At 62.1% G+C, this 21,095-nt stretch carries 14 protein-coding genes; 12 read left to right on the forward strand and 2 right to left on the reverse strand.

Annotation, left to right across the window (positions count from 1 at the left end):
• Positions 1-74: 74 nt before the first annotated feature.
• Positions 75-2,294: a primosomal protein N' gene (locus FHK92_RS26840; RefSeq protein WP_181290806.1), complete on the reverse strand. Its 2,220-nt coding sequence runs from the start codon at positions 2,292-2,294 to the stop codon at positions 75-77.
• Positions 2,295-2,582: 288 nt separating this feature from the next.
• On the opposite strand from FHK92_RS26840, the gene rpmE reads away from it, so the two are divergent.
• From rpmE to FHK92_RS26855, 3 genes are all read left to right on the forward strand, one after another.
• Positions 2,583-2,801, forward strand: coding sequence for a 50S ribosomal protein L31 (gene rpmE, locus FHK92_RS26845; protein WP_030140995.1), 219 nt, complete (start codon positions 2,583-2,585; stop codon positions 2,799-2,801).
• 41 nt (positions 2,802-2,842) lie between these two features.
• Positions 2,843-3,625, forward strand: coding sequence for a thermonuclease family protein (locus tag FHK92_RS26850; protein WP_181291032.1), 783 nt, complete (start codon positions 2,843-2,845; stop codon positions 3,623-3,625).
• A 185-nt stretch (positions 3,626-3,810) separates the two neighbouring features.
• Positions 3,811-5,079 (forward strand): malic enzyme-like NAD(P)-binding protein, encoded by a 1,269-nt coding sequence (locus tag FHK92_RS26855; RefSeq protein WP_030140993.1) that lies wholly within the window; start codon positions 3,811-3,813, stop codon positions 5,077-5,079.
• 326 nt (positions 5,080-5,405) lie between these two features.
• Here FHK92_RS26855 and FHK92_RS26860 read toward each other — a convergent pair whose 3' ends face one another.
• Positions 5,406-7,850 carry a penicillin-binding protein 1A gene (locus FHK92_RS26860; protein WP_181291034.1) on the reverse strand — a complete coding sequence of 815 codons (2,445 nt, stop codon included), beginning with the start codon at positions 7,848-7,850 and terminating at the stop codon, positions 5,406-5,408.
• Between the two features lie 208 nt (positions 7,851-8,058).
• On the opposite strand from FHK92_RS26860, the gene FHK92_RS26865 reads away from it, so the two are divergent.
• From FHK92_RS26865 to gltB, 9 genes are all read left to right on the forward strand, one after another.
• Positions 8,059-9,123 carry a pilus assembly protein PilM gene (locus FHK92_RS26865; RefSeq protein WP_181290808.1) on the forward strand — a complete coding sequence of 355 codons (1,065 nt, stop codon included), beginning with the start codon at positions 8,059-8,061 and terminating at the stop codon, positions 9,121-9,123.
• Entirely contained in the window at positions 9,123-9,689 is a 567-nt protein-coding gene (locus FHK92_RS26870) for a PilN domain-containing protein (protein ID WP_181290809.1), read from the forward strand. The genes FHK92_RS26865 and FHK92_RS26870 overlap by 1 nt, the downstream gene beginning before the upstream one ends.
• Positions 9,686-10,309: a type 4a pilus biogenesis protein PilO gene (pilO, locus tag FHK92_RS26875; RefSeq protein WP_181290812.1), complete on the forward strand. Its 624-nt coding sequence runs from the start codon at positions 9,686-9,688 to the stop codon at positions 10,307-10,309. Before FHK92_RS26870 ends, pilO begins: the two co-directional genes overlap by 4 nt.
• Positions 10,306-10,833, forward strand: coding sequence for a pilus assembly protein PilP (locus tag FHK92_RS26880; RefSeq protein WP_181290814.1), 528 nt, complete (start codon positions 10,306-10,308; stop codon positions 10,831-10,833). Before pilO ends, FHK92_RS26880 begins: the two co-directional genes overlap by 4 nt.
• 13 nt (positions 10,834-10,846) lie before the next feature.
• Positions 10,847-12,919: a type IV pilus secretin PilQ gene (pilQ, locus tag FHK92_RS26885; protein WP_181290816.1), complete on the forward strand. Its 2,073-nt coding sequence runs from the start codon at positions 10,847-10,849 to the stop codon at positions 12,917-12,919.
• A 4-nt stretch (positions 12,920-12,923) separates the two neighbouring features.
• On the forward strand, positions 12,924-13,442 hold the full coding sequence (aroK, locus tag FHK92_RS26890; protein ID WP_181290818.1) for a shikimate kinase AroK: 519 nt from the start codon (positions 12,924-12,926) through the stop codon (positions 13,440-13,442).
• Positions 13,443-13,590: 148 nt separating this feature from the next.
• Positions 13,591-14,691 carry a 3-dehydroquinate synthase gene (gene aroB / locus FHK92_RS26895; RefSeq protein ID WP_181290820.1) on the forward strand — a complete coding sequence of 367 codons (1,101 nt, stop codon included), beginning with the start codon at positions 13,591-13,593 and terminating at the stop codon, positions 14,689-14,691.
• A 10-nt stretch (positions 14,692-14,701) separates the two neighbouring features.
• Positions 14,702-16,282 carry an AAA family ATPase gene (locus tag FHK92_RS26900; RefSeq protein ID WP_181290822.1) on the forward strand — a complete coding sequence of 527 codons (1,581 nt, stop codon included), beginning with the start codon at positions 14,702-14,704 and terminating at the stop codon, positions 16,280-16,282.
• Positions 16,283-16,632: 350 nt separating this feature from the next.
• Entirely contained in the window at positions 16,633-21,081 is a 4,449-nt protein-coding gene (gltB, locus tag FHK92_RS26905) for a glutamate synthase large subunit (protein WP_181290824.1), read from the forward strand.
• Positions 21,082-21,095: the final 14 nt, after the last annotated feature.

Below are 21,095 nucleotides of genomic sequence, written 5' to 3' on the forward strand. Positions count from 1 at the left end.
TTCAATATTCATGCAAGCTGACCCGCCACCATCGCGAGCAAGCTCGCTCCCACAAGGGCTAGATTAGCGATCCATTAATACAAATCCACCGGATCCACATCCAGCGACCAGCGCACCGCCCGCCCGCTGGGCATCTGTTCCAACACCAACAGCCAGGCACTCAGTAACCGATGCAACGGCGCCCGGGCATTGGCCTGCAATAGAAGCTGGGCACGATAGCGTCCGGCCCGCCGCTCCATCGGAGCCGGAACCGGCCCCAAGAGTTCGATGCCGGTGAGGTTTTGTTCGGCCAGCAGCCGTTCCGCCTCACTGCACGCTTCGTCCAGGAAACCTTCCGCCTGCCCCGGTTTGTGAGCCTCGGCGCGCAACAGCGCCAGGTGCGCAAATGGGGGCAACCCGGCGCCACGGCGTTCGCTCAGTGCCTGTTCCGCAAAGGCGAAATAGCCCTGTTCGGTCAGTTGTATCAGCAGCGGATGATCCGCCAGGTGGGTCTGGATGATCACTTTGCCCGGCTCCTCGGCGCGTCCGGCGCGGCCGGCGACCTGGACGATCAACTGCGCCATGCGCTCGCTGGCGCGGAAATCACCGGAGAACAATCCGCCGTCGGCATCCAGGATCGACACCAGCGTGACCCGGGGGAAGTGATGCCCCTTGGCGAGCATTTGCGTGCCCACCAGGATGCATGGCTGACCCTTCTGGATGGTGGCGAACAGATTGTTCATCGCATCTTTTCGCGAAGTGCTGTCGCGATCCACTCGCAGAACGGGATAGTCGGGAAACAAGATCCCCAGCCGTTCTTCGGCGCGCTCGGTACCAGCGCCCACCGGACGCAAGTCGACTTTGCCGCATTGCGGGCAGTTCCTCGGCACGCGTTCGGAATGCCCGCAATGGTGGCAACGCAGCTCACCGTAGCGCTGATGCACGGTCATCCGCGCGTCGCAGCGTTCGCAGCCGGACATCCAGCCACAGTCATGGCACAGCAAGGTCGGGGCAAAACCCCGGCGATTGAGAAAGACCAACACTTGTTGCCCCGCGGCCAGGGTCTGGCCGATGGCTTGCTGCATAGGCCCGGATATGCCGCTGTCCAGCGGACGGCTTTTCACATCCAGGCGCAGGAAGCGCGGTTGCTTGGCGCCGCCGGCCCTTTCGTTGAGGCGCAGCAAGCCGTAGCGACCGGTGTAGGCGTTGTGCAGGCTTTCCAGCGAAGGCGTGGCCGAGCCAAGGACGATGGGAATGTTTTCCTGGCGGGCGCGCACCAGCGCCAGATCGCGCGCGTGGTAGCGCAGGCCTTCCTGCTGTTTATAGGAGCCGTCGTGTTCTTCGTCGATGATGATCAAACCGGGGTTTTTCATCGGTGTGAACAAGGCCGAGCGGGTGCCGATGATGATGTCGGCCTCGCCGTCCCGGGCGGCGAGCCAGGCTTCCAGGCGTTCGCGGTCGTTTACGGCCGAATGCACGAGGGCGATCCGCGCATTGAAGCGCTGTTCGAAGCGCGCCAGGGTCTGGGGGCCGAGGTTGATTTCCGGAATCAGCACCAGCGCCTGCTTGCCGGCTTCCAGGGTCTGGCGGATCAGCTGCAGGTACACCTCGGTCTTGCCGCTGCCGGTGACGCCCGCCAATAGAAAGGCGTGGTAGCTGTCGAAGCCCGCGCGAATCGCTTCGCAAGCGGCCCGTTGCTCGGCGTTGAGCGGAAGTTCCGGCTGGGCCAGCCAGTGCTCATGCCGCGCGCCTGGTAAATGACGACGAACCTCAACCTGGACCAGATCCTTGGCCAGCAGCAGGTCGAGGCTGTCCTTGCTGAGCATCAGTTTGCTCAATAGCTGGTGGGCCACGCCGTGGGGATGTTGGGCCAGGGTCGCCAGGGCTTCGCGCTGGCGCGGTGCGCGGGCGATACGCGGATCGTCCAGCGAGGCGCCCGGTGCCATCGACCAGAACCGCTCCTGGCGCGCTTCGGCCGGCTCGCCTTGGCGCAACAGCACCGGCAGGGCCCAACTCAGAGTGTCCCCCAGGCTGTGCTGATAATACTGGGCGGTCCACAGGCACAGCTTGAACAGCGACGCCGGCAGCGGTGGCGTCGAATCGAGCAAGGCCAGGGCCGGCTTGAGTTTGTCGACCGGCACTTCGCTGTGGTCGGTGACCTCCACCAGGATGCCGATCATTTCCCGCCGGCCGAACGGCACCCGCAGGCGCATGCCCGGCTGCAACTGGGCACGCGGCACTCCGGCCGGGGCGCGGTAATCGAACAGGCGGCGCAGCGGTGATGGCAAGGCGAGGCGCAGGATGGCGTCGGGCACGCGGGGGTCTCGGTAGGCAAACAAGTTCGCAAGGCTGAGCGCTATTCAATGTGGGAGCGAGCTTGCTCGCGATGGCGTCAGTTCTGTCACATTGATGCTGACTGAATCGCCGCTATCGCGAGCAAGCTCGCTCCCACAGGGATTGTGCTTGAGGGCGCGAGCCTAGCAGACGGTTGGTACAAGTTGTAGCTTGCGCGATTAATGTTGTCTGGTAGAATCCGCGGCCTAATTACGTGCGGTATTCAACAATAGTGTTGGGTGGCGGCACGCTAGCCTGAGGAAAACACCATGAAAACCGATATCCATCCAGACTATCCAGTTGTGGCCGTAACCTGCAGCTGCGGCAACAAGTTCGAAACCCGTTCGACCTACGGCAAAGCCCTGGCGATCGACGTTTGCAACGAATGCCACCCGTTCTACACCGGTAAGCAAAAGACTCTGGATACCGGCGGCCGCGTTCAGAAGTTCGCCGATCGTTTCGGTGCTTTCGGCGCGAAGAAAGCCTAAGGCTGATTATCTTGGAAAGTCGTTCCGGCTATTCCAGGCTAATGAAAAAGGCGTCCCTCGTGGGCGCCTTTTTTGTGTCTGCGATTTGGCTTTGTGGCGCCCAGGCCTCCTGCCCCGTGCCGGGCGAGCTGCCTGAAGTGGCTGTGCAGCGCGTGGTGGACGGTGACACGTTGTATCTCCAGGACGGCCGTCGCATTCGCATGATCGGCCTCAACAGCCCGGAGCTGGGCAAGCGCGGACGTGCTGACGAACCGTTCGCCGTGGCGGCGCGCCAGCGACTCGAGGCGCTGGTGGCTGCCAGTGCCGGCCGGGTCAAGGTATCGCCCGGCGAAGATGACCAGGACAACTACGGACGCACGCTCGCCCACGTCTATGACCGTCAGGGCCGCAACCTGGAAGAGCAATTGATTGCCGAGGGGCTGGGCTTCCTGGTGGCGGTCGCGCCCAATGTCGATCTGGTCCAGTGCCAACAGGCGGCTGAGCGCCAGGCACGACAGGCCGGGCTCGGGATATGGAAGAAGTCTCCGGTCACGCGAGCGGAGCAAATCAACGCGGCCGGCTTTGCATTGGTCCGTGGTCGTGTAGACAGCGTGCAGCGCAATCGCGGCGGTATCTGGATAGAAATGCAGGGGGCGGTTGTCTTGCACATCACCCCTGATTTGCAGCGAAACTTTGACGCCTCGATGCTGAAGCGCCTGGAAGGTCGGACGATCGAGGCGCGCGGTTGGGTCATCGATCGCTCCCGGCGCGGGGCGACAAAGCCCGGGCAGGCGCGATGGATGCTGCCGGTGACCGATCCGGCGATGTTGCAGCCGGTACTTTGACAAAAATATTGTAGACATTTTCAGCGTTGATTGTATGCATCAAGCCCTTGTGTTTCGCTGCTCTTGGCCCAAAGTCGTAGGGCAGGGCGCTTGACAGCAGTGACTGGTCAGTCTTGTAGGGACTTTGCGAGGCGCGTATCCTCGGCGGTCCGTCTGTCCAACACAGTAAAAAGCGGAATGCCCACATGTCTGATCTGAAAACTGCCGCTCTCGAATATCACGCTAATCCTCGTCCGGGTAAGCTGAGTGTCGAGCTCACCAAGGCCACCGCTACTGCCCGCGACCTGTCGCTGGCCTACAGCCCCGGCGTAGCCGAACCAGTGCGCGAAATCGCTCGCGACCCTGAACTGGCCTACAAGTACACCGGCAAGGGCAACCTGGTTGCAGTCATTTCCGATGGCACCGCGATTCTCGGCCTAGGTAACCTCGGCCCACTGGCCTCCAAGCCGGTCATGGAAGGCAAGGGTGTTCTGTTCAAGCGTTTCGCTGGCATCGACGTGTTCGACATCGAAGTCGACTCCGAAAGCCCACAGGCCTTCATCGACACCGTCAAGCGCATCTCCATCACCTTCGGTGGCATCAACCTGGAAGACATCAAGGCACCTGAGTGCTTCGAGATCGAGCGCGCCCTGATCGAACAGTGCGACATCCCGGTTTTCCACGATGACCAGCACGGTACCGCGATCGTGACCGCGGCCGGCATGATCAACGCCCTGGAAATCGCTGGCAAAACCCTGCCGGAAGCCAAGATCGTCTGCCTGGGTGCCGGCGCTGCGGCCATCTCCTGCATGAAATTGCTGGTGAGCATGGGTGCCAAGATCGAAAACATCTTCATGGTTGACCGTACCGGTGTGATCCACTCCGGCCGTGACGACCTGAACCAGTACAAGGCCGTGTTCGCCCACGCGACCGACAAGCGCTCCCTGGCGGACGCGCTGGACGGCGCCGACGTGTTCGTCGGCCTGTCGGGCCCGAACCTGCTGAGCGCGGAAAACCTGCTGCGCATGGCGCCGAACCCGATCGTGTTCGCCTGCTCGAACCCGGATCCGGAAATCTCCCCGGAGCTGGCTCACGCAACCCGCAACGACGTGATCATGGCCACCGGCCGTTCGGACTACCCGAACCAGGTCAACAACGTACTGGGCTTCCCGTTCATCTTCCGTGGTGCCCTGGACGTCCGCGCCAAGCGCATCAACGAAGAAATGAAAGTCGCGGCGGCCAACGCCCTGCGTGAACTGGCCAAGCTGCCGGTGCCGCAGGAAGTGTGCGACGCCTACGGCGGCATCAAATTGGAATTCGGTCGTGAGTACATCATCCCGAAACCAATGGACGCGCGCCTGATCACCCTGATCTCCGACGCCGTGGCCAAGGCCGCCATCGAGACGGGTGTTGCAACCCTGCCGTACCCGAAGAACTACCCGCTCAAGAGCGTGGATGACGTGTTCAACGGCTAAGCCGGTGTAGCGCTTCAACAAAAAGCCCCGGCTCGTGTGAGTCGGGGCTTTTTTGTGGCTGCCGGTTTGTGTGACCACCGCAAACCCTTGTGGGAGCGAGCTTGCTCGCGAAAGCGTCAGGCCAGGCAACCCAAAACCTGTGGCGAGGGAGCTTGCTCCCGCTGGGCTGCGAAGCAGGCCCCTGTAGGCCTATAGATAGACCGTATTGCCCGGTTTGCGGCTGCTGCGCAGCCGAGCGGGAGCAAGCTCCCTCGCCACGGGTTTTATGTGCGGTGCAAAAAAGCCCCGCGCTTCTCTCGAAGGCGGGGCTTTTGGGGGACGCTCGGTCAGAACAGATCGATCGGCGCCGCTTCGTCCGCCGGCAGCGGGCTGCCCGGCGCCACGCCGTTACCCAGTTCGTTGACCGAAGGCGGGGTGTCTTCGCTCTTGAACAGCTCGAAGTACGCGCCTGGCGTGCCTGGCGTGGCGGCGCGACCGCTGACCGGGTCGACCCGCAGGCTGAGGATGCCTTCCGGTTCTGGTTGGGTGTGCGGCGGCTTGTCCTTCAGGGCGGCGCCCATGTAGCTCATCCAGATCGGCAGCGCCACGGTGCCGCCGAACTCGCGCCGGCCCAGACTTTCCGGCTGGTCGAAACCGGTCCAGACGGTGGTCACGTAGTCGGCGTTGTAGCCGGAGAACCAGGCGTCCTTGGATTCGTTGGTGGTGCCAGTCTTGCCCGCCAGGTCAGTGCGGCCCAAGGCCAGGGCGCGGCGGCCGGTGCCGAGCTTGATCACGTCCTGCAGCATGCTGTTGAGGATGTAGGTGGTGCGGCCGTCAACGATGCGTTCGGCAATGGCCGGTGCCTGCGGTACGGCAGGGGCGGTGGTGGCTTCGCCACCCGTTGCATTCACCGTAAACGTCTCGGTGGCTGGCGCGGCGACGCCATTGCTGGCCTGATCACCTGCAGGAACCCGTGGCGGGTTGGCGACGAACAATGTGTCGCCGTTGCGGCTTTCGATCTTGTCGATGATGTACGGGGTGATCTTGTAGCCGCCGTTGGCGAATGTGCTCCAGCCGGTGGCAATTTCCATCGGCGTCAGGGTCGCGGTGCCCAGGGCCAGGGACAGGTTGCGTGGCAGGTCCTGCTTGTTGAAGCCGAACTTGCTGATGTAGTCGATGGTGCGATCCACGCCCAGGGCCTGCAACAGGCGGATCGACACCAGGTTGCGGGACTTGTACAGCGCCTCGCGCAGGCGAATCGGCCCGAGGAAGGTATTGGTGTCGTTTTTCGGCCGCCAGACCTTGTCCAGGTATTCGTCGACAAACACGATCGGCGCATCGTTGACCAGGCTGGCGGCGGTGTAGCCGTTATCCAGCGCAGCACTGTAGACGAACGGTTTGAAGCTCGAGCCCGGTTGGCGCTTGGCCTGCAAGGCGCGGTTGTAATTGCTCTGCTCGAAGGCGAAGCCGCCCACCAGCGAACGGATCGCGCCGTCCTGAGGGTCGAGGGAAACCAGCGCGCCCTGGGCCGCCGGGATCTGACTGAATTTGAGAGAGTTGTCCGGCTGACGCTGCACCCGGATCAGGTCGCCGACCTGTGCCACGTCGGCAGGCTGGCGCGGATTGGCGCCCATGCTGTTGGTATTGAGGAACGGACGGGCCCATTTCATGGTGTCCCAGGCCACGTGCTCTTCCGACTCGCCATTGCGCGTCAGTACCTTGATGCCGTCCTTGTCCACCTGGGTGACGATTGCCGGTTCCAGGCTGCTGATGGTGCGCTGCTTGGTCAGCTCCAGGGCCCAGGCTTCCTTGGTCTTGCCTGGCAGGCGCGACTCGGGTCCACGGTAGCCGTGGCGCTGGTCATAAGTCATCAAGCCTTCATGCAGCGCAGTGTTGGCCATTTCCTGCAAATTGCTCGGCACCGTGGTGGTGACGCGGAAACCTTCGGTATAGGCGTCGCTGCCATAGCGCCCGACCATTTCGGCCCGGGCCATCTCGGCGATGTACGGCGCGTTCACTTCCGGTGTCGGCACGTGATAACTGGCGTTCAAGGGTTCGTTGATCGCGGCGGTGTAGTCGGCTTCGCTGATCTTGCCGAGCTTGTACATGCGCCCCAGGATCCAGTCGCGACGTTCCTTGCTGCGCGCCGGGTTGGCCAGCGGGTTGAAGCGCGACGGTGCCTTGGGCAGGCCGGCGATCATCGCCATCTGCGCCAGGCTCACGTCGCGGATCGACTTGCCGTAATACACCTGCGCCGCCGCCTCGATGCCATAGGCGCGGTTACCCAGGTAGATCTTGTTCACGTACAGCTCGAGGATCTCGTCCTTGGTCAGCTGCCGCTCGATCTGCAGGGCCAGGAGAATCTCGGTGGTCTTGCGCGAGAAGCTGCGTTCGCTGGTCAGGAAGAAATTCTTGGCGACCTGCATGGTGATGGTGCTGCCACCGGACTGGATGTGGCCACTCTTGACCAGTTGGCTGGCGGCGCGCATCAGGCTGCCCGGATCGACGCCGTAGTGGTTGGCGAAGTTGTCGTCTTCAGCACTTAGTAACGCATTGATGAAATTGGGCGGAATGTCGGCGAAACGGATCGGAGTGCGGCGCATTTCGCCAAATTCGGCGATCAACTTGTTGTCGCTGCTGTACACCCGCAAAGGAATCTGCAACTGAATACTTCTCAGCGCCTCCACGGACGGCAATCCCGGACTAAGGTAAAGAAACGCACCGCTCAGACCCAGGAGCAGTCCGCAGAAAACGGCGACGATGGACCATCCGAAAAATTTCAGCAGACGAATCAAGGCTTTTGGATATCCAGGCAAAGAATGAAAAAGGCGCCAGGTGCAGGGAAGGACCCGTGCCAGCAACAAAGCGAAAAAAAACGCTGGGCATTATAAGCATTTTTTTTCGTCGGGAACGCCATCCGGACGTCCGTCGGACCGGGGGGATTGAACGCAACGCATATTAGAGAGTCCGTAACCCACGGATAGTCATAGGGAATTGGTAGTGCTGCGACTCTTCAATAAAAAAGCCCATGGGCTTTTGGGCATCGACATCAGTTCAACATCGGTCAAGCTGCTCGAGTTGAGCCGCCAGGGCGACCGATACCGCGTCGAGTCCTATGCGGTAGAACCGCTGCCGGCCAACGCGGTGATCGAGAAGAATATCGCCGAGCTCGAAGGGGTGGGGATGGCGTTGTCGCGGGTGCTCGACAAGGCCCGGACGCCCTTGCGCAACGTGGCGGTCGCTGTCGCGGGGTCGGCGGTCATCACCAAGACCATCGAGATGGACGCCGGGTTGTCAGAAGATGACATGGAAAACCAGCTCAAGATCGAGGCTGACCAGTACATCCCTTACCCATTGGATGAGGTGGCGATCGATTTCGAAGTGGTGGGCGTTTCCCCCCGCAGCGCCGAGCGGGTCGAAGTGCTGCTGGCGGCTTGTCGAAAGGAAAACGTCGAGGTTCGCGAGGCGGCGCTGGGGCTCGCCGGGCTGACGGCTCGCGTGGTCGATGTGGAGGCCTACGCGCTGGAGCGCGCCTTCGGTCTGCTTGCCACGCAACTTGCCGCTTCCCAGGAGCGACTGACCGTGGCGGTGGTCGACATCGGCGCCACCATGACCACGCTCAGTGTGCTGCACAACGGTCGCATCATTTATACCCGTGAACAGTTGTTCGGTGGGCGTCAGCTCACCGAGGAAATCCAGCGCCGCTATGGCCTGACGCCAGAGCAGGCCGGCCTGGCAAAAAAGCAGGGCGGTTTGCCCGACGATTACCTCGGCGAGGTGCTGCAACCGTTTCGCGAAGCGCTGGTGCAGCAGGTGTCGCGTTCGTTGCAGTTTTTCTTCGCCTCGGGTCAGTACAGCGCGGTGGATCACATCCTGCTGGCGGGGGGCACTGCGTCAGTCGCCGGCCTGGACCGGCTGATCGAGCAGCGCCTGGGCACGCCAACCCAGGTTGCCAACCCGTTTACCAACATGGCCCTCAGTAGCAAGGTCAACGCTGGTGCCCTGGCCAGCGATGCGCCGGCGCTGATGATCGCCTGCGGTTTGGCCCTCAGGAGTTTCGACTGATGGCGCGGATCAACCTTCTTCCCTGGCGCGAGGAGCTGCGCGAAGAGCGCCGCAAACGCTTTTTGCTGGCGTTGGTGGGCGCGCTGGTGGGCGCGGTGGGCTTGACCTTGATTGCGGTCCAGTACCTGAACAGTCAGATCGATTATCAGACAGCGCGTAATGGTCACGTCCGTGATCAGATTGCCATTCTGGACGAGCGCATCCAGCAGATCGGCGAACTGAAGACCCGTCGACAGCAACTGCTGGAACGCATGCGCATCATCCAGGACTTGCAGGGCAACCGTGCGGTCAGCGCACGGATTTTCGATCAATTGGCGCGGACCCTGCCGGACGGGGTTTATTTCACCGAAGTGAAAATGGAAGAGGGCATGCTTTCCATCCAAGGTGTCGCGGAGTCCAACAACCGGGTCTCGGACCTGATGCGTAACCTGGACTCGTCAGACCTGTTCGATGCCCCGAGCCTGACGGAGGTCAAGGCTGCTACGGCGGGTCAACCCGACCAGGCCAGCGTCTTCCAACTGACGGTTCGCCAGACCCGTCCTGCCAACGCGGAGGATGGCCAATGAAAGCCGGAGAATGGCTGGACGCGCTACGCAAGATCGATTTCAGCGACCTGGACACCAATAACGTTGGCTCCTGGCCGGCACCGATCAAATGGCTGGCCGGCATACTGCTGGTGCTGCTGGTACTGGGGCTGGGCTATAACTTTGCCTTGAGTGACCTGGAAAGCCAGTTGCAGCAGGTGCGCGAGGAGGAAAACACCCTCAAGGCGCAATTTGCCGGCAAGGCCCACATGGCGGCGAACCTGGAACGCTATACCGAACAGATGAAGCAGATGGAAACCTCTTTCGGCGTGCTGCTGCGGCAACTGCCCAGCGATACCGAGGTGCCGGGCCTGTTGGAGGATATTACTCGCACCGGCCTGGGCAGCGGCCTGGAGTTTGAAGAGATCAAGCTGCTGCCGGAGGCCTCCCAGCCGTTCTACATCGAATTGCCCATCCAGATCACCGTGACGGGCGGCTATCACGACCTGGCAACGTTCGTCAGCGGCGTTGCTGGGCTGCCCCGCATTGTCACGCTGCATGATTTCGAAATCGCACCCGTGGAGCCCGGCGCGGGTGCGAAGCTGCGCATGAGCATCCAGGCCAAGACCTACCGGTACAACGAGCAGGAGGCGCAGCCATGAGGGCGGTCTACTGCGTTGGCCTGCTGATCGGGCTGCTTGCGCTGGCGGGTTGCAACAGCGACGACGGTTTCAGCGATCTGGATGCCTACATGAACGAAGTGCGCCTGCGTCCGCCCGGCAAGATTGAGCCCACGCCGACCTTCAGGCCCGCCGAAACCTTCACCTACAGCGCCGCCAATCTGCGCAGCCCGTTTTCTGCGCAGGTCCGCATGGAGCAGGCCGAGCGGCAAAAGGGCTCGCGCAATGTCAAGCCCGATCCCAACCGGACGAAGCAGTATCTGGAAGGCTTCAATATCGAGCAGTTTGAAATGGTCGGCACGATCTCCAACGCCAGTGGCTCGTTTGCGCTCCTGCGGGGTGCGGGAGGGGTGCATCGACTGAAGGTCGGTGACTACCTGGGGCGCAACGATGGGCGGATTGTCGCTATCAGCGCCACCCAAGTCGATGTGGTCGAAATCGTTCCCGATGGCCAAGGCGCCTGGCTGGAGCGGCCGCGGACCATTACTTTGAAAGAGCACTCATAGTGGAAATCGAACAATGAACAGGATTTTTTCAGCCCTCGGTATTTCGCTATGGATAGCGCTGTTGTCGCCGATGGTTTCTGCGGCTGGCCTGAAGACGCTGGATGTGGCGGCGTTGCCGGGGGATCGTGTCGAGTTGAAGCTCTCCTTCGACGGACCGCCGCCGACGCCCCGGGGCTACACCACCGAGCAACCGGCCCGTATCGCCTTGGACCTGCCCGGCGTGACCAATCGGTTGGCCAGCAAGAGCCATGACCTTGGCGGGGGCAATGCGCGCAGTGCCACCGTGGTCGAGGCGGGAGACCGGGCCCGGCTGATTATCGGCCTTACGCAACTGGCGCCGTACGAGACCCGGATCGAAGGCAATAACCTGTTCGTAGTGGTTGGCAAGGGAAGCGCCCACCAGGCCGCCGCACAGGCTCCGCGTCCGACGGTTGCCAGCGCTGCACCTGCAAGGGCCGCGGCGCCGGCAGGCAAGGCGATCCGAGGCGTGGACTTCCAGCGCGGCACCCAGGGCGAAGGCAACGTGGTGATCGACTTGTCCGATCCTTCCATCGCTCCGGACATCCAGGAGCGCGAAGGCAAGATCATCCTCAATTTCCCCAGGACCCAATTGCCCGAACCATTGCGAGTACGCCTGGACGTCAAGGACTTCGCCACCCCGGTGCAGTTCGTCAATGCCAGTGCCGGTTCCGACCGCGCCACCATCAGCATCGAACCCAGCGGCACCTTCGATTACTCCACCTACCAGACAGACAACAAGCTGACCGTCAGTGTCCGGCCCATGACGGTCGAAGACCTGCAGAAACGCAACAGCGACCGCGCCGCCTACAGCGGCGAAAAGTTATCGCTGAGTTTCCAGGACATCGAAGTGCGCTCGGTGCTGCAGTTGATCGCCGACTTCACCAACCTGAACCTGGTGGCCAGCGACACCGTGCAAGGCGGCATTACCCTGCGGTTGCAGAACGTGCCGTGGGACCAGGCACTGGATCTCGTGCTCAAGACCAAGGGGCTCGACAAGCGCAAGGTCGGCAATGTGCTGCTGGTGGCCCCGGCGGATGAAATCGCGGCACGCGAACGCCAGGAGCTGGAGTCCCAGAAACAGATCGCTGATCTGGCACCGCTGCGGCGCGAGCTGTTGCAGGTCAACTATGCCAAGGCGGCCGACATCGCCAAGCTGTTTCAGTCGGTCACCAGTGCCGAGGCGAAAGCCGATGAGCGCGGCACCATCACGGTCGATGAACGCACCAACAACATCATTGCCTACCAGACCCAGGACCGGCTCGACGAGTTGCGCCGAATCGTGGCGCAACTGGATATTCCGGTGCGCCAGGTGATGATCGAGGCGCGGATCGTCGAGGCCAACGTCGATTACGACAAGAGCCTGGGCGTGCGCTGGGGAGGCTCGGTGCAGAACAAGGGCAACTGGAACTCTTCCGGTGTCACCACGGGCGATTCCACCACCATCGGCACGCCGGGCAGTACCAGCACCAACCAGCCGTTCGTCGACCTCGGCGCGTCGGGCAACACCTCCGGGATCGGCATCGCCTTCATCACTGACAACGTGCTGTTGGACCTGGAACTGACGGCCATGGAAAAAACCGGCAACGGGGAAATTGTTTCCCAGCCCAAGGTGGTGACCTCCGACAAGGAGACCGCGAAGATCCTCAAGGGCACGGAGATTCCCTATCAGGAAGCCAGCTCCAGCGGCGCCACCTCGGTGTCGTTCAAGGAGGCCTCGCTGTCGCTGGAAGTCACGCCGCAGATCACGCCGGACAACCGCATCATCATGGAGGTCAAGGTCACCAAGGATGAGCCGGATTACCTGAACAAGGTGCAGGAGGTTCCGCCAATCAAGAAGAACGAAGTCAATGCCAAGGTACTGGTCAACGATGGCGAGACCATTGTGATTGGCGGCGTTTTCTCAAATACTCAGAGCAAAGTTGTAGATAAGGTGCCATTTCTTGGCGATGTGCCGTATCTTGGCCGCCTTTTCCGGCGTGATGTGGTTTCGGAGAAAAAATCCGAGCTGCTGGTGTTTCTCACTCCGCGTATCATGAACAACCAGGCGATTGCTGTGAGTCGTTGATTCTGTGCGAAATTTGATTCTTGTTGGGCCGATGGGGGCTGGAAAAAGCACCATCGGTCGTTTGCTGGCCAAAGAGCTGCGCCTGCCTTTCAAAGATTCCGACAAGGAAATTGAATTGCGCACGGGCGCCAATATCCCATGGATCTTCGATAAGGAAGGCGAGCCCGGTTTCCGGGACCGTGAGCAGGCGATGATCGCCGAGCTGTGCGGTTTCGAGGGCGTGGTGTTGGCCACTGGCGGTGGCGCGGTGATGCGCGAAGCCAATCGTCGGGCGCTGCATGCCGGCGGACGAGTGGTTTACTTGCATGCGTCCGTCGAACAGCAGGTAGGGCGCACTGCCCGTGATCGCAACCGGCCTTTGCTACGTACTGCCGATCCGGCCAAGACCTTGCGCGACCTGCTGGAGCTGCGTGACCCGCTGTATCGGGAAATCGCCGACCTGGTCATCGAAACCGACGAGCGGCCGCCACGGATGGTGGTGCTGGAAATTCTCGATCGCCTGCAACAGCTGCCTCCCCGTTAATGCTTGGCGCGAAATGCGCTATCCTCGGCGTCCCGCCTTGGCTCGTCCGGGGCGTGGCCGATGGCCATTAACTGGCGCCACGGCAGGCACCGTTGACTTTCGTTAATAGCAGGCAGGACGCCTGATTTCATCTTCACTGTGGGGACACATGCAGACACTTAAGGTCGACCTGGGCGAGCGCAGCTACCCGATTCACATTGGCGAAGGCTTGCTGGACCAGCCTGAACTGCTGACACCGCACATCGCCGGGCGGCAAGTCGCGATTATCTCCAACGAAACCGTCGCCCCTTTGTATCTGGAACGCCTGGCTCGCAGCCTGTCGGCCTATTCGGTCATTTCCGTGGTGTTGCCGGACGGCGAGGCCTTCAAGAACTGGGAAACCCTGCAACTGATTTTCGACGGTCTGCTGACTGCACGGCATGATCGCCGCACCACCGTGGTCGCCCTGGGCGGCGGCGTGATCGGCGACATGGCCGGTTTTGCCGCGGCTTGCTATCAGCGCGGTGTCGATTTCATCCAGATCCCCACCACGTTGCTGTCCCAGGTCGACTCGTCGGTGGGTGGCAAGACCGGCATCAATCATCCGCTGGGCAAGAACATGGTGGGCGCGTTCTACCAGCCCAACGTCGTGTTGATCGACACCGCAACGCTGAAGACGCTGCCGGCCCGTGAATTGTCCGCAGGCTTGGCCGAGGTCATCAAGTACGGGCTGATCTGCGACGAGCCGTTCCTGGGCTGGCTCGAAGAAAATGTCGACCGCTTGCGTGCGCTGGACCAGACCGCCCTGACCTATGCCATCGAGCGCTCCTGTGCGGCCAAGGCTGCCGTGGTGGGTGCCGATGAGCGCGAATCTGGCGTGCGTGCCACGCTCAACCTGGGCCACACCTTCGGCCACGCCATCGAAACCCACATGGGCTATGGCGTCTGGTTGCATGGCGAGGCAGTTGCCGCGGGCACGGTCATGGCCTTGGAAATGTCCGCGCGCCTGGGGTGGATCAGCGAGCTGGAGCGCGATCGTGGGATCCGCCTGTTCCAGCAGGCCGGGCTGCCGGTCGTTCCGCCCGAGGAAATGAGCGAGGCGGATTTCCTTGAACACATGGCAATCGACAAGAAAGTGATCGACGGTCGTCTGCGTCTGGTGCTGCTGCGCCACATGGGCGAAGCGGTAGTGACCGACGATTATCCGAAAGAGGTTCTACAGGCCACGCTGGGAGCGGACTACCGCGCCCTGGCTCAGCTTAAAGGTTAATGAGATTCCGATGACTAGTTTGCATGCCGACGAGGCTTTCCTCGGCCATTTTCAGTTGAGTCATGACCCTTTTGCTCCACGGGTCCCGGGCTTCAAATTCTTTCCCGCCCAGCGCAAGCCGGTACTGGGCCAGTTGCATCACCTTGCGCGCTACAGCCAATTGCTGTTGGTCGTCACCGGCCCCCAGGGCAGTGGCAAGACGTTGTTGCGTCAGGCCTTGGTGGCCAGTACCAACAAACAGTCCGTGCAAAGCGTGGTGGTGTCGGCCCGTGGCGCTGGCGACGCAGCCGGCGTGTTGCGTCAGGTCGCCCAGGCGCTGAATGTCGCCCAGGCGGAGATCGGTGCGATCCTCGACCAGATCGTCCAGTTGGCTTTGACCGGGCAGGAAGTCTATCTGCTGGTGGACGATGCCGAGCAGCTCGACGAATCAGCCCTGGAAGCCCTGCTGGCACTGGCTGCCGGCGCGCCGGAAGGCCGTCCCCACGTGTTCCTGTTCGGGGAGTCGTCGCTGATCGCCGAGCTGGACCAACTGAACCTTGAGGAAGAGCGCTTCCACGTCATCGAACTGGCGCCCTACACCGAGGAAGAAACCCGTGAATACCTGGCCCAGCGTCTCGAGGGCGCCGGCCGGGGTATCGAACTTTTCACTGCAGATCAGATCTCTGAGATTCACGAAAGCTCTGACGGTTGGCCTGGCAACATCAACCAGGTGGCCCGAGATGCTCTGATCGAAATCATGATCGCCAGCCGCTCAGCGGTGAAGCGTCCAAGTATGGGGTTCAACATGCCGAAGAAACACGTATTGGCGATTTCCGCCGTGGTCGTGGTCGCGGTCGCCGCTGCCTGGCTGATGCCGGGTCGCAACAAGGCACCGACCACCGGCGCACCTGCCAACGAACAGGCACAGTTGCCTCTCGGTCAGGGTACGCCGCAACCCAACGGCGGCGCCCCGGCGGTGGAATTTGCGGGTAATACCCAACCGATGCCGCTGCCACTGGTCGGCAACTCGCAACCGGTCATGCGCGGTCCGTTGGCCGAAGCCGCAGGTGGCATCACCGAGGGTGACGACGGTGCGCCGCCGCCGATCGAAGACAGCAGCGACGTGCCACCTACGGTGACCACCACTTCGCCTCCCGCGGGCGTACCGGCCGGTCCTGCGCCGACACCAGCTCCGGCCGCCAAGCCGACCCCGGCGCCGACTCAAATCGCTACCGCCAAGCCCGTCCCGGTTCCAGCGCCTGCGGCCAAGCCGGCGGCACCCGCACCGGCGGCCAAGCCTGCTGCGGCTCCAGCCAAGGCCGCTGGCGGCAGCTGGTACGCCGGCCAGGCACCTGGCAACTACGTGGTGCAGATCCTCGGCACCAGCTCCGAAACCGCTGCGCAGAACTTCGTCAAGGAGCAGGGCGGCGAGTACCGTTATTTCAAGAAAGTGCTCAACGGCAAGCCACTTTACGTCATCACTTATGGCAGCTTTGCCAACCGTGACGCAGCCGTTTCCGCTATCAAGGCCTTGCCAGCGAAGGTTCAGGCTGGTAAACCTTGGCCTCGCACTGTCGCCAGCGTCCAACAGGAACTGGCTGCAACTCGCTGATGATTCGGCGGCCTTACCCAGGCCGCCTCTCCCGGCAACCTCAACATTTCCGCAAGAGCGGGCGACCTTTCAGGCCGCGCGCCTTGTGGTGTCTGCGTCACAGTAGCGTTTGAGTCGTAGCGGTCGAACCCAAAAAAGTTTTGACTAGCACAGCATATAGCTTTAAACCTTTCACAAATGCGACATGGATTTGCGACAGTTCGTCGTCAAATTTGTGAGCCTCTGTGTCGGTGTGTACAATGACCTCCCTTTTGCCCCCGCAAAGCTGGCGTACGTTCGGCGCGGAACGCAACTGGTTGAATTGAAAAGAAATTTGCCTCGATAAGAGGCAGCCTGGTGAGAAAGTGTCTATGAAAGCAGGTCTGTACCAACCAGATGAATTCAAGGATAACTGCGGTTTCGGCCTGATAGCCCATATGCAGGGCGAGCCCAGTCATACCCTTTTGCAAACGGCCATTGAGGCCCTGACCTGCATGACCCACCGTGGTGGGATCAACGCCGACGGCAAGACCGGTGACGGTTGTGGCTTGCTGATTCAAAAGCCGGACGAGTTCCTGCGTGCCATCGCCCAGGAAACGTTTGGCGTGACCCTGCCCAAGCAATACGCCGTGGGCATGGTGTTCTTCAATCAGGACCCGGTTAAGGCGCAAGCGGCTCGCGAAAACATGAACCGCGAGATCCTGGCCGCTGGCCTGCAACTGGTCGGCTGGCGCAAAGTGCCGATCGACACCAGCGTCCTCGGCCGCCTGGCCCTTGAGCGCCTGCCGCTGATCGAGCAGGTGTTCATCGCCGGCGAAGGCCTGAGCGACCAGGAAATGTCGATCAAGCTGTTCAGCTCCCGTCGTCGTTCGTCCGTGGCCAACGCCGCCGACACCGACCACTACATCTGCAGCTTTTCCCACAAGACCATCATTTATAAAGGCCTGATGATGCCGGCGGACCTCACCGCCTTCTATCCAGACCTGAGCGACGAGCGCCTGAAAACCGCGATCTGCGTGTTCCATCAGCGCTTCTCCACCAACACCCTGCCGAAATGGCCGCTGGCCCAGCCATTCCGCTTCCTCGCCCACAACGGCGAGATCAACACCATTACCGGCAACCGCAATTGGGCCCTGGCCCGTCGCACCAAGTTCGCCAACGATTTGATGCCGGACCTCGAAGAGCTTGGCCCACTGGTCAACCGCGTCGGTTCGGACTCTTCGAGCATGGACAACATGCTCGAGCTGATGGTGACCGGCGGCATCGACCTGTTCCGTGGTGTACGCATGCTCGTTCCGCCGGCCTGGCAGAACGTCGAGACCATGGACCCGGACCTGCGCGCCTTCTACGAATACAATTCCATGCACATGGAACCGTGGGACGGCCCGGCCGGTATCGTCATGACCGACGGTCGCTACGCAGTGTGCCTGCTCGACCGTAACGGCCTGCGCCCGGCGCGCTGGGTCACCACCACCAACGGGTTCATCACCCTCGCGTCGGAAATCGGTGTCTGGAACTACCAGCCCCAGGACGTCATCGCCAAGGGTCGCGTAGGTCCGGGGCAGATCTTTGCCGTGGACACCGAGACCGGGCAGATCCTCGACACCGACGCCATCGACAACCGTCTCAAGTCCCGTCATCCGTACAAGCAATGGCTGCGCAAGAATGCCCTGCGCATCCAGGCGACCATGGAAGACAACGACCACGGTTCGGCCTTCTACGACGTCGACCAACTCAAGCAGTACATGAAGATGTACCAGGTGACGTTCGAAGAACGTGACCAGGTCCTGCGTCCGCTGGGCGAGCAGGGCTACGAAGCGGTCGGCTCCATGGGCGATGACACGCCGATGGCCGTGCTGTCGCAGCGCGTGCGCACGCCGTACGACTACTTCCGCCAGCAGTTCGCCCAGGTGACCAACCCACCGATCGACCCGCTGCGCGAAGCGATCGTAATGTCCCTGGAGATCTGCCTGGGCGCCGAGCGCAACATTTTCCAGGAGTCGCCGGAACACGCCTCGCGGGTGATCCTCAGCTCGCCGGTCATTTCCCCGGCCAAGTGGCGCTCGCTGACCAACCTCGACCGCCCCGGCTTCGAACGTCAGGTCATCGACCTCAACTACGACGAAAGCGTCGGCCTGGAAGCGGCGATCCGCAACGTCGCCGATCAGGCTGAAGAAGCCGCGCGCGCCGGGCGTACCCAGATCGTGCTGACCGACCGTCACATCGCGCCGGGCAAGCTGCCGATCCACGCTTCGCTGGCCACCGGTGCGGTGCACCATCGCCTGACCGAAAAAGGCCTGCGCTGCGATTCCAACATCCTGGTGGAAACCGCCACCGCACGCGATCCGCACCACTTTGCGGTGCTGATCGGCTTCGGCGCCTCGGCGGTCTATCCGTTCCTGGCCTACGAAGTGCTGGGCGACCTGATCCGTACCGGTGAAGTGCTGGGCGACCTCTACGAGGTGTTCAAGAACTACCGCAAGGGCATCACCAAGGGCCTGCTCAAGATTCTGTCGAAGATGGGTATCTCGACTATCGCCTCGTACCGTGGCGCGCAACTGTTCGAGGCCATCGGCCTGTCCGAAGAAGTCTGCGAACTGAGCTTCCGTGGCGTGCCGAGCCGCATCAAGGGTGCGCGTTTTGTCGATATCGAAGCCGAGCAGAAAGCCCTCGCCGCCGAAGCCTGGAGCCCGCGCAAGCCGATCCAGCAAGGCGGCCTGCTGAAGTTCGTCCATGGCGGCGAATATCACGCTTACAACCCGGACGTGGTCAACACCTTGCAAGCCGCTGTGCAGCAGGGCGACTACAGCAAATTCAAGGAATACACCTCGCTGGTGGACAACCGTCCGGTGTCGATGATCCGCGACCTGCTCAAGGTCAAGACCCTCGACACGCCGCTGGACATCAGTGAAGTGGAACCGCTGGAATCGGTGCTCAAGCGCTTCGATTCGGCTGGTATTTCCCTCGGTGCGTTGTCCCCGGAGGCCCACGAAGCCCTGGCCGAAGCCATGAACCGCCTCGGTGCGCGTTCCAACTCCGGTGAAGGCGGCGAAGACCCGGCGCGCTACGGCACCATCAAGAGCTCGAAAATCAAGCAGGTGGCGACCGGCCGCTTCGGTGTGACGCCGGAGTACCTGGTTAACGCCGAAGTGCTGCAGATCAAGGTGGCCCAGGGCGCCAAGCCCGGCGAAGGCGGCCAACTGCCTGGCGGCAAGGTCAACGGCCTGATCGCCAAGCTGCGTTACGCGGTGCCTGGCGTGACTCTGATCTCGCCGCCGCCGCACCACGACATTTATTCGATCGAAGACTTGTCGCAATTGATCTTCGACCTCAAGCAGGTGAACCCGAAGGCGCTGGTCTCGGTGAAACTGGTGGCGGAAGCCGGCGTCGGCACCATTGCCGCCGGCGTGGCGAAAGCCTATGCCGACCTGATCACCATCTCCGGCTACGACGGCGGCACCGGTGCCTCGCCGCTGACCTCGATCAAATACGCTGGCGCGCCATGGGAACTGGGCTTGGCGGAAACTCACCAGACCCTGCGCGGCAACGATTTGCGCGGCAAGGTCCGGGTGCAGACCGACGGTGGCCTGAAGACCGGCCTCGACGTGATCAAGGCCGCCATCCTCGGCGCCGAGAGCTTCGGCTTCGGCACCGCGCCGATGATCGCCCTGGGCTGCAAGTACCTGCGCATCTGCCACCTGAACAACTGCGCCACCGGCGTGGCGACCCAGAACGACAAGCTGCGCAAGGACCACTACATCGGTACCGTCGACATGGTGGTGAATTTCTTCACCTACGTGGCCGAGGAAACCCGTGAGTGGCTGGCGAAGCTGGGCGTGCGCTCCCTTGAAGAGCTGATCGGCCGTACCGATCTGCTGGACGTGATCGAAGGCCAGACCGCCAAGCAACATCACCTGGACCTGACGCCGTTGCTGGGCAGCGATCTGATTCCCGCCGACAAGCCTCAGTTCTGCCAGGTCGACCGCAACCCGCCGTTCGACAAGGGTGAGCTGGCCGAGAAGATGGTCGACATGGCCGCTGCGGCGATCAACGACCTGAGCGGTGCGGAGTTCGAACTGGACATCTGCAACTGCGACCGCTCCATCGGTGCGCGGATCTCCGGCGAAATCGCTCGCAAGCACGGCAACCAGGGCATGGCCAACGCGCCGGTCACCTTCCGCTTCAAGGGCACTGCGGGCCAGAGCTTTGGCGTCTGGAACGCCGGCGGCCTGAACATGTACTTGGAAGGCGACGCGAACGACTACGTAGGCAAGGGCATGACCGGCGGCAAACTGGTCATCGTTCCGCCCAAGGGCAGCGTCTACAAGACCCAGGACAGTGCAATCATCGGCAACACCTGCCTCTACGGCGCCACCGGCGGCAAGCTGTTCGCCGCCGGCACCGCGGGCGAGCGTTTTGCCGTGCGCAACTCCGGCGCCCACACTGTGGTGGAAGGCACCGGCGATCACTGCTGCGAGTACATGACCGGTGGTTTTGTCTGCGTGTTGGGCAAGACCGGCTACAACTTTGGCTCTGGCATGACTGGCGGTTTCGCCTACGTGCTTGACCAGGACAACACTTTCGTTGACCGGGTCAACCACGAACTGGTGGAAATCCAGCGGATCAGCGGCGAGGCGATGGAAGCCTACCGCAGCCACCTGCAACGCGTGCTGAACGAGTACGTCGAGGAAACCGACAGCGAGTGGGGTCGTGAACTCGCCGAGAACCTCGATGACTACGTGCGTCGTTTCTGGCTGGTCAAGCCCAAGGCTGCCAACCTGAAGTCGTTGCTTTCCAGCACCCGTGCCAACCCGCAGTGATATGCGCCTGAAGA

The sequence above is a fragment of the Pseudomonas brassicacearum subsp. neoaurantiaca genome (assembly GCF_013608025.1).
Lineage (GTDB): Bacteria > Pseudomonadota > Gammaproteobacteria > Pseudomonadales > Pseudomonadaceae > Aquipseudomonas.

Excerpts from the sequence above, each read along its gene's own strand:
- rpmE (WP_030140995.1), top strand. The coding sequence starts at position 2,583 with ATGAAAACCGATATCCATCCAGACTATCCAGTTGTGGCCGTAACCTGC.
- FHK92_RS26850 (WP_181291032.1), top strand. The coding sequence starts at position 2,843 with ATGAAAAAGGCGTCCCTCGTGGGCGCCTTTTTTGTGTCTGCGATTTGG.
- FHK92_RS26855 (WP_030140993.1), top strand. The coding sequence starts at position 3,811 with ATGTCTGATCTGAAAACTGCCGCTCTCGAATATCACGCTAATCCTCGT.
- FHK92_RS26870 (WP_181290809.1), top strand. The coding sequence starts at position 9,123 with ATGGCGCGGATCAACCTTCTTCCCTGGCGCGAGGAGCTGCGCGAAGAG.
- pilO (WP_181290812.1), top strand. The coding sequence starts at position 9,686 with ATGAAAGCCGGAGAATGGCTGGACGCGCTACGCAAGATCGATTTCAGC.
- FHK92_RS26880 (WP_181290814.1), top strand. The coding sequence starts at position 10,306 with ATGAGGGCGGTCTACTGCGTTGGCCTGCTGATCGGGCTGCTTGCGCTG.
- pilQ (WP_181290816.1), top strand. The coding sequence starts at position 10,847 with ATGAACAGGATTTTTTCAGCCCTCGGTATTTCGCTATGGATAGCGCTG.
- aroB (WP_181290820.1), top strand. The coding sequence starts at position 13,591 with ATGCAGACACTTAAGGTCGACCTGGGCGAGCGCAGCTACCCGATTCAC.
- FHK92_RS26900 (WP_181290822.1), top strand. The coding sequence starts at position 14,702 with ATGACTAGTTTGCATGCCGACGAGGCTTTCCTCGGCCATTTTCAGTTG.
- gltB (WP_181290824.1), top strand. The coding sequence starts at position 16,633 with ATGAAAGCAGGTCTGTACCAACCAGATGAATTCAAGGATAACTGCGGT.